9 protein-coding genes are annotated in these 12,283 nt (G+C 29.8%); 1 reads left to right on the top strand and 8 read right to left on the bottom strand.

Annotated features, from left to right (window positions below; genetic code table 11):
- Window positions 1-25: 25 nt before the first annotated feature.
- From mgtE to BN2409_RS09505, 5 genes are all read right to left on the bottom strand, one after another.
- Window positions 26-1,375, bottom strand: coding sequence for a magnesium transporter (mgtE, locus tag BN2409_RS09525; protein ID WP_053956406.1), 1,350 nt, complete (start codon window positions 1,373-1,375; stop codon window positions 26-28).
- Between the two features lie 185 nt (window positions 1,376-1,560).
- A complete protein-coding gene (locus tag BN2409_RS09520) occupies window positions 1,561-2,397 on the bottom strand; it encodes a TIGR03943 family putative permease subunit (RefSeq protein WP_053956405.1) in 837 nt (278 codons plus the stop codon).
- A 12-nt stretch (window positions 2,398-2,409) separates the two neighbouring features.
- Window positions 2,410-3,462: a permease gene (locus BN2409_RS09515; RefSeq protein WP_053956404.1), complete on the bottom strand. Its 1,053-nt coding sequence runs from the start codon at window positions 3,460-3,462 to the stop codon at window positions 2,410-2,412.
- Window positions 3,463-3,704: 242 nt separating this feature from the next.
- Entirely contained in the window at window positions 3,705-4,673 is a 969-nt protein-coding gene (locus BN2409_RS17230) for a hypothetical protein (protein ID WP_199872992.1), read from the bottom strand.
- Between the two features lie 428 nt (window positions 4,674-5,101).
- The gene (locus BN2409_RS09505; RefSeq protein WP_053956403.1) at window positions 5,102-9,736 is read right to left on the bottom strand and encodes a DUF3783 domain-containing protein; all 4,635 of its coding nucleotides are present in this window, start codon (window positions 9,734-9,736) and stop codon (window positions 5,102-5,104) included.
- A gap of 410 nt (window positions 9,737-10,146) precedes the next feature.
- Here BN2409_RS09505 and BN2409_RS09500 point away from each other — a divergent pair, with 410 nt between their 5' ends.
- Window positions 10,147-10,662, top strand: coding sequence for a staygreen family protein (locus tag BN2409_RS09500; RefSeq protein ID WP_110943068.1), 516 nt, complete (start codon window positions 10,147-10,149; stop codon window positions 10,660-10,662).
- Between the two features lie 37 nt (window positions 10,663-10,699).
- Here the strand turns inward: BN2409_RS09500 and BN2409_RS09495 are convergent, their stop codons facing one another.
- The 3 genes from BN2409_RS09495 to BN2409_RS17660 all read right to left on the bottom strand — a co-directional run bounded on the left by BN2409_RS09495 (window position 10,700) and on the right by BN2409_RS17660 (window position 12,283).
- On the bottom strand, window positions 10,700-11,395 hold the full coding sequence (locus tag BN2409_RS09495; RefSeq protein ID WP_053956402.1) for a hypothetical protein: 696 nt from the start codon (window positions 11,393-11,395) through the stop codon (window positions 10,700-10,702).
- 252 nt (window positions 11,396-11,647) lie between these two features.
- Entirely contained in the window at window positions 11,648-12,037 is a 390-nt protein-coding gene (locus tag BN2409_RS09490; protein ID WP_053956401.1) for a hypothetical protein, read from the bottom strand.
- Between the two features lie 111 nt (window positions 12,038-12,148).
- Window positions 12,149-12,283 (bottom strand): hypothetical protein, encoded by a 135-nt coding sequence (locus BN2409_RS17660; protein ID WP_278320214.1) that lies wholly within the window; start codon window positions 12,281-12,283, stop codon window positions 12,149-12,151.

Below are 12,283 nucleotides of genomic sequence, written 5' to 3'. Positions count from 1 at the left end.
CGTAGAGTTCTATCTTTTGTAAAACCTAAGTATGTATCAGAAAAGGTAAAAACATCTTTGCAAGACCTAAAAATAAAAAGAATCCAAAAACATCTGTTGCTGTTGTTAAAAAAATAGCTGATGCTAAGGCAGGATCTATCCCAAACACCTTTAATAATAAAGGAATCAAAAATCCAAAAAATCCTGCGATTACTAGATTTCCAATCATGGCAGCAAAGATGATCAAACCCAAATAAAGATTTTCATATTTCATATAAAGTATCATGCCTGTTATAGCCCCAGTAGCTGCACCATTTATAACACCTAAAGCTACTTCTTTAAATACCAACCTCCAATTTTTTTTAAGACTTACTTCTCCAAGGGTAATACTTCTTATCATTACTGATAATGTTTGTGTTCCTGCATTTCCTCCCATTCCTGCCACAATAGGCATAGCAGCTGCCAAAGCAACTACTTGTGCGATAACATCTTCAAATAATCCTACAGTAAAAGAAGCAAAAAAAGCAGTTACAAGGTTTATAAATAACCAGGGCAATCTCTTCTTAATAGATGTGATTAATGTAGTATCTACTCTTTCTTCTTTACTGACACCTCCAAGTCTTAACACATCCTCTGTTTGTTCCTCCACAATCACATCAATAATATCATCTACTGTTATAATCCCTAAAAGAGAATTTTTATGATTAATAACTGGAATAGCCTTTAAATCATATTTTGAAACAAGTAAAGCTACTTTTTCTTGATCCACTTCAGGATAAACAAATATTATATTATCATTCATTATTTCAATTAATTTTTTATCTTCAGGTTCTACTAATATATCTCTCAAATCTGCCATTCCAATTAGCTCTGTATTTTGATTTAATACAAATATAATTTCAATCACTTCCGTTTTGGGCCCAATTTCTTTAATCTTTTTTAAAGATTCTCCTATAGATAAATCTCCCTTTAAGGCAATATACTCTGTTGTCATGATTCCGCCAGCGCTTTCTTCATCATAACCTAACAGTTCTTCTAATTGTTTGATGTCTCCTTCCTTCATCATTTTTAATAAATCTTTTCTCATATAGATAGGAAGCTTCCCCAAAATATCAGCAATATCGTCTTTAGACATATAAAAAAACAATTTGACTATAGCCTCAAAATCAAATAATTTAATCATTCTAACTTGTAATTTTTCACTAGCTTGCTCTAAAATTTCTGCCATTCTTTGATTATCTACAAGCTTATAAAATTTTAATAAACTTGTATCACTTAACTTCTCTAAAATGATAGCCATATCTACAGGATATCTGTCATTCATTATCTCATATATTTTTTCTTTATCATTTTCTAGCAAGCTATAGATCAATTCTTTTTGTACTTCGTCAAACATACCTTTACGCCTCTCTCTTATTCAAATCTTTTCACATAGTCCCTAAGATTCTACTCATAAATAGTTTTTACTAACATACAAAAAATATAAGATCCTTAAAAAAGAGAAATTATAATAAAAACACAGTAACATTTCTATCAAAGGCTACTGTGCTTTCATTATTTTTGAATATAAAAATATAAAATTTAATATGGATAAACATACTCTTCTTTCGGTTTATCTGCTTCTTCGATGCTAATTACTTCTATAAACGGTATATTATTTTCTTGAAATTTCTCTTTGCATATAGTTCCCTTTACTTTAACCCACGAATCAACCTCTAACTCTTTAGCTTTTTCATATCTACATAAAAATCCTACAGGAACCATATCCGCTGCACAGCAAACCATCATCAAACGTGCAGGCACAAACTCATTATCAGCAAATTCTTTATTATCTTTAAATACAAATCCTACAATCTCTATCTTGTTTCCTTCATATTTATCAATATTTTCATATATTTCATTTAAATATTGATAATAATTACTACTATCTATCACAATAATGCCATTTTGTAATTCAATTTCTTCTTTATGAATATATTTTGTATTTTCATTATATAATTTATTATTCCCAACACTACTTTCTATAGGCATCTCTTTTTGATTAAGTGACTTAAACGATTCTTGTGTATTTTTAGTAATATTTGTTTCAGATGAAATGTCAAGATCTCCCGCTGTTCCTATACTTGAATCAAAAGTTTTCGCAGGGAAAGTAATAGCCATAATTAATGGAATGATAAAAAAAAGTAATGTCCAAGAATTTTCTTTTATATTTCGTTCTCTAAATAATTCTCCTAATAATACCCATACAATTATGCCCATTATTATTGATGCACATATCATATAAGGAATCATCCTAGGATGTACATATTTCCTTACTAAACCTGTAAATACACTATATATATAAAAATATGCAAATCCAAATAACACAAGTATTTTCAAGCTAACATTTATATTTACTCTATATAGTTTTATTTTCATAGTTCCTCTCCCTTAAAAAAATAAAATCGATAAAAAATTCAAAATTAAAAAATTTAAAATAACAATAAGTAATGAAAGTTTAATCACAAAACTCTTTCTAAAATTAGCAAAGAGCATTAATAAATTTTTCATATCCATCATAGGTCCAAAAACCAAAAATCCCATAATTGATCCCACTGAAAATCTACTTAAAAAGCTTCTTGCAATAAAAGCATCTGATGTAGAACAGGCTGAGAACAAAAATGCCATACTCATCATAACAATAAGAGCAATGCCTCTTTTTGCACCAAGTTGTACAAATACATCCCTTGGAATCATCATTTGAATTAAACTTGTAATGAAAGCTCCCAAAATAAGATATTTACCTACACTAAAGAATTCTTCTCCAGCATGCAAAAACAAATTTTTAATTTTTCCTTTCATTCCTTTTTCATTACATCTTTCTTCATCATGATTATGGCAACTGCATCTAACACTATCATGTTTTGTTGTATTACTATGATTCGAACAATCATCCAAAAATATAGATACACTGTTACTAGATCGTGCCATAACTAATCCTATAATTAAGGCAATAAATAATCCTAATGACACTCTCATAAACATGATTTGAGGATGATTAGGAAAAGCATATAAAGTAGATAAAATTACAATAGGATTTATAATGGGAGCAGAAAGCATAAAAGTTATAGCAATAGGTATAGGTACTCCTTTTCTTACAAGACGATTCATAACTGGAATAATAGCACATTCACATACAGGAAGGAACAGTCCTATAAACATTGCTGTCAAAAATCCCAAACCATATTTTATTGGAAAAATCTTGACTATCCATTCATCTGGTACAAAAAAATGCATTATAGAAGAAACCAGTATACCAATCAACATAAAAGGAAATGCCTGCATAAGTATACTAGTAAAAACTGTGTTAAACACTTCTAATCCTGATAAATCAACTTCAATAGATCTCATAACAGAAAATAGAAAATACATAACTGCAAAAAGAATGATCCCAAAAGAAAATACATTTGATAAGTTTTGTTCTTCTTTTTTCTTTTCTATCATTAAATCAGTCCTTTCATTTAATTTTCTGTGAATATGCAAATAAGATATATCCAACAATTGCAACTTTTTTAATCTTTATTGAAAATGCAAGTCAATTGCATCTAGAATTTTACCTTAGTAATTATCTTTTGTCAATATTGTTATCTGAAAATAAATTACAATCAATTAATATGCATATTGATATTTCCAAAAAATAATAAAAGTACCTATTTAAAAATAATTAATCTAGGTACTTTATTTGTTTATATAAAATTTTCTTTCTTGTAAATAACCAAATAACTACTTAATTTTATATCTGGATTATAAAATACTCCCTGTGGAAGAACAGAGACAATCTTTTCTATAAGTTTAGGCTCATTTCCATCAATCTTATAATCTCGTTCCTCTACGACAGTGCCTTCTTCATTTGTTTTCCTAAAGGTTATCACATCATACCCATCACTGGTTTTAGTCTGTAGGGTTTCATAAATATACCTTCCCCCATTTTCAATCCTCTCTCTTGTTCCAATCCAGTAGGGACAATTATTAAGAAAAGTATCATATTTTGTAAACTCTGTAAATAATTTATTACTAGCCTCAACATTAATATTTGCAAGTTTCTTGTCTACATAAGATTCCCTTACTTGTGCCTCTCTACCAATGCTTTTTAAATATTTTTCTGCCTGAGCCTCCTCCTGCTTAGCAAGCTTTACGTATTCATCTTGTCCAGAAAACACTTTATTATAATATTTTTTAGGAAACATTTTCTTAACGGAAGCAACATAATCAGTTCCATCCATTGGTTCCTTATATTCAATAAGATTATATTCTCCATTTTTATTTATAGAAAAAATCATAACAGTAGGTATTGCTCCAGTTCCTCCAACCTTTGTAAATATACCATTTTCAAAAGCAAATTCCCCAACACTCGCTAAAGTATACACCTTCACTTTATTTTCTATTTCTTCTGTTCCAAGAATAATATGTCCTTCTGTTGTATATTCACCATCATTATAGAATTGACCTCTTTCCCTAATTGCATGACTTACAACATCTCCTATATATTGAGATCTATCTTTCAATAAATCCTCCTCTTTATAAGTAGCATGAGTACTATAGTCTTCATTTCTATTACTTATACCATTTGCTCCACCTAAAACTACTAAGCAAATTATGCCAATCATTATTGTCACATTTCTTTTACTCTTAAAAAAGTCAAATCTTGTTATCATCTTAAACCTTCTTTCTATTATCGATATACGTAGCAACACGAAATTTGTTTGAAACTCCACTTCTGAAATCTGAGGTATAATTTTATTAAATAATTCATCCTCTTTTAGATTACACTTGTAATTATGTTTTAAGATTACATTTATATTCCAAAATTGTCAATAATTTTTCAAATGATTTGTATCCGTCAAATACAGCCCATATATAGTACAAGTCCTATCTATGAGATAATAATCATAAATAGGACTTTTCTTTATTTTTGAGATTTTAGTTCTGATTTACATTCCCTCAGAAGGTTTTCTGCCCATGGAAGAAGGTAATCTAAAGAATCTTCTTTTCTTGTTTCTTTCATAAGTAATCTTTTCAAACTTAGGTCCTCTATTCCAGACCTTTGATTAATTTCTCTTATTGTTATATTTACAAACAAAGCTTACGTCTTATCCATTACTAGTTCTATAAAATATCGTAGCACTGTACTTACTTCTGCACGAGTTGCTGTTCCCTTTGGAACAAATTTATTTTCATTTTTTCCAGAAATAATACCTGCCTGTTGCATTTGGGTTACAGCCTCCTTCGCCCACGTGCTAATATTTTGTTCATCTGCAAAAGAAACCATTTCCTTTGATTTAGGAAGGGTATTTCCCATAACTTTTGCGTAATTATTCATAATCACTGCCATTTCTTCACGTGTAATAGGTCTTTCAGGTGCAAACTGACTATTTCCAACACCACTTACAATGCCTTTTTCATTTGCCCACTCCACATAAGCTGCATAGTAGCTATCTTTTTGTACATCTGTAAAACTATTGGTTTTGTAATTGCTTATATCCACTCCATTTAGTCTACCAAGAGCTGTTACACACATACCTCTTGTCATAAAAAGATCTGGTGAGAAAGTATTTTTACTTGTTCCTGTTAAAATCCCTTTACCCACTACAAAATCAATATGATCTTTTGCCCAATGATCAGCTGTATCTATAAAAGAAGGATCTATAGCTTTTATAGTTTCTTTTACATTTTCTTTTACTTCCTTGTATCCAATACCATAAACTGAAAAATGATCTGCTTTTCCAATGGCCATTTTATTTTTTTCATCATAGTAAGAACCTTCTACAACATGTGCATTGCCCTTTTCATCTATATATGCCATAAAAATGCCATTTGCTTTTTCGTCTTTAGCTAGCTTGTAAGGAATTCCAATTTCTACCTTTCCTTTTCCAAAGTCACTTATATTTAGTTTATTTTCTCGTGTCAATTTAAAATCATACACAGGTCTATCTCTAAGCACTGCTTTTGCTTCATTAGATAAAGACAACTTTGTACCTTTAGACACAGACATTTCAACTTCTCCTACTGCCTGTTTTCTAATTTCTTTTAAGCTTTCTTTATCAAATTTAGCTGAAACATTGTCACTCATAATATCTAAACTTTTCACATCTACATCAATCAAAGATTTTTGTACCTCTATTGGAAGTTTCACTTTCATCGTATCTAATGATTGAGTTTTTACTTTTAATTGCACTACAAAATCCTTATTCGATCTTCCTACTTTTTTTGCTTCTTGAATAGCTGATGTTATATCATCTTTAGAAACACTTAATACCATACTACCATTGTGATTCACTTTTTCTTCTAGTTTTATTGTAGCAATTACAGCATTGTTCACTTTGCTTTCAGTAATATTTACTATGGATTTTGAATTCACACTTCCTTCATTAGAGCTATGATTAGAAGATCTATTGGATTTGCTTGATGAACTAGAATTACTTTTTTTAGGCTTTCCAGTCAACATGATTATATCACTACGTCCAATCACATTTACTGCATATAATTTTAAAGTATATGTTGTATCATTTTTCAATTCATCAATATTTATATGATTACAATCACCAGAAACTCGCATAGTCTTGACAAACGTATCTCCCTCAAAAACATCTACAATATATTCTAATACCTTAGGAGTATTTTCTTGATTTTCTGCTTTAGGCCAACTAAGTAGGATTGTATTGTTCCCAGCTGAAATACTAGGCGAACTTACAGCATTTGCTCCTTTTAAATGTGCTTTTGGTAAAGAACCAAAAAATTTATCAGATCCTGTTACAGTTACGGACAATTTTAAAAGGTCATCCAAAGTCATTCCAGTGACATAAGATTCTCTAGAACCATTACTCCATAAATATGTATAGGTTGCATTCTCAGGAGCTCCTACAACAGAAGCCTTTACAGTATATGTATCTTCTATTTGAATACAATCTAGAACAACACGACCCACCATCTCAATTCTTCCTGTCAAATCTAACATAGCATTTTTTAAATTAGTAGCTGCATTTTGAAGGTCAGAAAGAGCAGGCTCAACAGAAGTTAATACATCCAGAGCACCTTTTAATTTTTCTTGAAATAATTCCCACTTTTCAGAATCATATCCATCCTTATTGAACTCTTGTGCTTTTTTGACTAATTTGTCTAACTCTAATAAAGCCATGAAAACTTCATGTTCGTCTGCAATGTCCCCAATCAACTGTTTAAATGTCCAATCTTTATTTGTATCTGTTACTGCTGCTTTATGATTAATACGTAAATTTTGCTCCATCATAGCATATAAAAAAGCATCTAGCTTTGATTCGCTCAAAGCACTCATAATGATAAATTCTGTATCATAATCATCACCATTATAAGGATTATTTGCTGTTTCATATTTATCTAATTCAGCCAAATACCCTATTGTTTCATTAATGTGTGATTTTTCAATGGTTTTTACTTCAATATTTAAATCTTTAAGAATTTGTCTGACTTTAGAACCTCTCGCACTATCTTCCCCAAGTTGATATAATAATACCATGGCTTTGGTTTCTTTTGTATTTTCACCAATAATATTAGCAAAACCAGAAAGATAATCTACTTCTTCTCCTTCCCATTCTACATGTGGAAGACGAAGCTTAGCTATTAATTTATAACCTTCTTTTAATTCTATATGATTCATTATAGGAACTTCAATGCCTTCACCACGAATAGGCTTTTCTACTGTTCCATTTAATGTTCCAATACGCTCTGCATATGACTCTTCATAGTCAAAGTCCGTAATATTTGCTGGATATTGATATAAAGTTACATTACAATAAAATTCATCCAAAGTATGATATCCCTCGTTGTAACGGATCGTTACAGGTACACTTTTGGCATTTGTTTTGATAGATGCGGCTTCTAATGCAATTGTAGAAGTTTCCCAATCTGGACGTGCACCAACTGTAATTACATTAGAATTGTATTCTATTGTTTTGTTTTCATCTGTTATAACCTTTAAAACAACAACAATTTTTGAACCTGGCTTTAAAGGTCTTTGATCTACTAAAAAATTAATAGGAAAGCGAGTCCATTTTGAAGCTATGCCTAAATTAAGAATTTTAGTAGTCGGTGCCTCTTTGTTTAACGTCTCCCCTTCATATTCATATACTGTATATGTAGCACTTTTTATATTTTTATCATAGGTTACAGATACATTCATCTTTGTATCACCTTCAGTAATTTCCTTTTCATTGATTGTCACTGTAGGAGTTTTTATTACTGGTGCTGTCTGAATTTGAATAGGTTCAGAATACTTAAATTCAGGATTAGGATAATTTCCTTTATCTGTTAATAAAAGAGCAGCCTTTAAATTCCAGCCTCCTTTTAATGGAAGTTTCTCACTATCAAACACAACCTTTTTGCTATTTTTTGAAGGGGATACAGCGTCACTATACAATATTACATTACTTGATTTAGATGGATTAAATTCATTTCCTTCATATTCGTAAATAATTAATCTTCCATTTTTACTTATTTCATCAAAATCACTAGTCACCCATATACTACTATCCCCTACTCGTACATTAGATGTTGCGATTTCAACCTTAGATGGAACTACTTCCCCACCTTCAGAAATAATAGATACAGCTTTTGAATATTTGGTCTTAATATGATCTGTAGCCTCATCATATTTATATAAATAAGCAATTACTTTATTTCCAGCTACTAATGGTGTATTTTGAGTAAATTCATAAGTATTTTTTCCTTGTTTATTAAATGTTGTCTGATAAATACGCTTTGTGCTAGGATGATCTGGATCAAATTCATTTTGAGATGAAGGATATTGGCAAATAATTAATTGCCCACCAATATATTCATCGCATCCATTAATTTGTACAGTTGCGAAAGTAGAATCTTTTTTAAACTCTGTATTCACAATAGAAATACCTGCTTGGGTTTTCTTAGGCTGAATCGTAATTTGTTTTGTTGTATAATATTTGTAAACATCCTCTGTACCAGGCTTACAATAATAAATAGATGCAGCTATTTTTTTACCTGCCACTAGCTTATTTTCACCTGATACCCTAATCTTAACATTTTCACCCTTTTGTAATGAAACATTAGCAATTTGATGATCCAAATTAGGAGAAGAACTATTTGTATCATCTTGATGAAGCAGTAAACGTCCCCCTGTAATTTTATCATCATAACCTACTTTTAAAGCTACAGAGGTATCTCCTTCATAAATATCATCCACAAATTCTAATACAAATGGATCGAATGGATCAGAGGTATGAGATGAAATAATTTCTACTGGTTGTGATTGAGCAATAACTTGGCCACTGTTTAAGATTACAGCAATCAATTTCTTATCTGTAGTCATATTACTAGTATTCACTATAGAAATGTTTTGACCTACTCCATCCATCAATGGACTTTTATTAGCTACAAATACGCCATTCCCATCCGCACCAAATTTATAAGTCTCATCTTTAGGATAGCTTTGAATAATTAGTATGCTTCCATCAGGAATATGTCCAGATATATCTACTGTAATAGCAGATGCCCCTTCTTTTACATTAGAAGATGCAATAGAAACTAAAGGAGTATCCCCTTCTAAAAATTTGCCCTCCTTTTCTAAGGTTACAGAGCAATTCTCTAATATACTCTTTTTCATATTTTCATCATGAGTTTCTTTTGCAAATGCTGATGTGGGCCATATTCCAATCGACATCATAAATACAATTAAAAAGGCAATTGACCTGTTTTTTAGTATTGTCATAAAAAACATCCTTTCTTTTTTACAAATTAGAGTTTAATAACCTACTCCTATTAAAATTACACCCTATTACAAGATGATTGTTTCACCGTTCCAATGTTATTATCAAAACCATTCATCATGGAAATTGATATATATACTTGCATATTCTTTTCTCACCCATACAATCTTCCTTTCTATCTTTATTAAGTTTTTTAGATAATACTTGTCTTTTAATATTGATAATTATTATCATTCAAGTCATATAGTAGCATAAATTTTCCAACTTTTCAACATTTTATTCCAATTTTCAACTTATTATGATATCACCTGACTTGCAAATCTGTTTTATTACAGAAAAACCTTTTTGAACATAATAATGATAAGCATCATATTATATTGTTATAGTAAATATTGTGTGGTGGAGGGATTCAATGAATAGATTAAATCCTGAAAAACTTTCAGTGGAATTTAGAAAAGGAGTTACCCCTACAGAACCTATTATACCTAGACGATACACACTTACTCATTCTGATATAACTGCTGAACTTTTTTTGACTATTGGACTAGGATATGCCTATGATCAAACTAATGCTATGAGAGATGAAGTTTTGGGTGAGTGGATTCAAATAGGAGAAAAATACTTTTATAATGTATATCTATATATAGATGGGATATTCGGATTCTATACAGCAGCTACACGAAACTCAATATTTAGACGTGAATTGCCACTTGCTCTAGAAGCTATTCGTTATGGTGATAAAGAATTTTTCAATATTCATTCTAAGTTAGACCATTCTCCTATCATTGTTTATTTTCATTCATCTATTCCGTATTTTAATAGAATAGAAAATTGGGGAACTTTTTCAAACTATAAACTTATACCGAATAATTCATCAAGAACAGACCATAATAATAGAAATAAGTCCATATCATCAAAAAATAATTGACAGCTAGATGAACTGTCAATTATTAATAATATATTTATTATGTCATTAAATAATATATTTGATCTGAAAAATTTAAACCTCTAGGATTCCATTTTCTTATATTACAATCAACAACTTTATATGGTAATTTTAAATCATAAATAAATTTTGAAAATTTTTCATCAAGCCACGGCGGAGTCCACGCTCCTGACCTACATATATGAATTGCAGGTACATCTACTTTTTTTTCTAATTTATCTATTGACATAAATTCTACATCATATGCACTAGAAATATCTTTAAAATCTATAGGTTTTTCATGAGTAAAAGGACTATAAACAATATATGCATTTTTTACGTAATTGTCCTTTAATAATTTACCTAACCAATTTGCACAGTTCACTTCAAAATCCAATGAAGATATCCCACCATAACCCAAATCAGCATGAGCATCAAAAAGACATACACTATTACAATCATTTTTCTTTGCTACTTCATAAGATAAAGCATGGGAATCAGAAATATAAACATTTGTATCCTTAGAAATTTGAAAATATTTTTTTATCTTCTTCCAAAAGAAACCTACATCCGAAGACAATTTAAAAAACTTTTCAATATTATCTCCCTTTGTCTTGAACTGAATGTAGCGCTTATACCATAGATTGATAATATTTTTTTTGTTTTCTGTACAAGATTGAAAGATTTTTGTGTATATGAAATAATCCCAATCAATAGATAATAAACACCTTTCCATTCAACCACCCCTAAAAAATAGAATTGAATATAAAATGATTGTTATAAATAACCATTGATTTACATTCAATTCTATCACTGAGTGCTTTTTATTTCAAATTTCCAAAAAATGTATTAAATCAACTACAAACTTATATCATTGTCAATATATAAAAATGCGTATTATGTAGAAAAGTATAAGAAAATATAAATTCTCCCTTTTACAATAATTATTTCTTTTTTCCATCTTTATCACTATAATAAGAGTCAAAAGTTAAGGTTGTAATATCTCATTCCATTTAGATCTTTCTACTCTATCATTACTAACATCTTTAATTATAATAGGATTTTTAAATTCTTTAATTTTCTCTCTAGTCATACTTGCTGTTTTTAGCACGTATTTATTCTTCGATGTTGACGTTCCTCTAATTTGCTCATTTAAGGCTGCATCATTAATCACAATAGTTATCTCTTGATCTTCATATTTTTCTAATTCTGCCAATACCTCTATTAATGCAAACAGACTTACAACTGCTGGTTTTTTGTATTCCTTTAGTATAGATTTTTTGCACACTAGCTCTTGATTATCATATATACTATATCTAATCTCTATATCCTCATCCTCATGATACCCTGAAATTCCCACTACATAAGCTGTAATCATTATAGCCCTCCATTTTAATTGAATTTACCCTTTAGTTTATTTTTAACATTTTCAATCATAATTAATCTATTCCATTATCCTTCATAGCTTTAATTTTTTCAATCATTTTTTCTATCCCCCTAAACACATTGAATTTTTAAAATTTTCAATTATTTCTTTTACCTTCTTTTCCACCGCCTTCATCATTTTATCATGGTCTATATTATCACATAATCCAACAATCTCATATTCAATCAACCATAGCAT

The organism is Inediibacterium massiliense (assembly GCF_001282725.1).
Lineage (GTDB): Bacteria > Bacillota > Clostridia > Peptostreptococcales > Thermotaleaceae > Anaerophilus > Anaerophilus massiliensis.
The sequence above is the reverse complement of the archived record's forward strand: the minus strand, read 5'-3'. Positions and strand labels throughout refer to the sequence as shown.

Excerpts from the sequence above, each read along its gene's own strand:
- mgtE (WP_053956406.1), bottom strand. The coding sequence starts at position 1,375 with ATGTTTGACGAAGTACAAAAAGAATTGATCTATAGCTTGCTAGAAAAT.
- BN2409_RS09520 (WP_053956405.1), bottom strand. The coding sequence starts at position 2,397 with ATGAAAATAAAACTATATAGAGTAAATATAAATGTTAGCTTGAAAATA.
- BN2409_RS09515 (WP_053956404.1), bottom strand. The coding sequence starts at position 3,462 with ATGATAGAAAAGAAAAAAGAAGAACAAAACTTATCAAATGTATTTTCT.
- BN2409_RS17230 (WP_199872992.1), bottom strand. The coding sequence starts at position 4,673 with ATGATAACAAGATTTGACTTTTTTAAGAGTAAAAGAAATGTGACAATA.
- BN2409_RS09505 (WP_053956403.1), bottom strand. The coding sequence starts at position 9,736 with ATGACAATACTAAAAAACAGGTCAATTGCCTTTTTAATTGTATTTATG.
- BN2409_RS09500 (WP_110943068.1), top strand. The coding sequence starts at position 10,147 with ATGAATAGATTAAATCCTGAAAAACTTTCAGTGGAATTTAGAAAAGGA.
- BN2409_RS09495 (WP_053956402.1), bottom strand. The coding sequence starts at position 11,395 with ATGGAAAGGTGTTTATTATCTATTGATTGGGATTATTTCATATACACA.
- BN2409_RS09490 (WP_053956401.1), bottom strand. The coding sequence starts at position 12,037 with ATGATTACAGCTTATGTAGTGGGAATTTCAGGGTATCATGAGGATGAG.
- BN2409_RS17660 (WP_278320214.1), bottom strand. The coding sequence starts at position 12,283 with ATGCTATGGTTGATTGAATATGAGATTGTTGGATTATGTGATAATATA.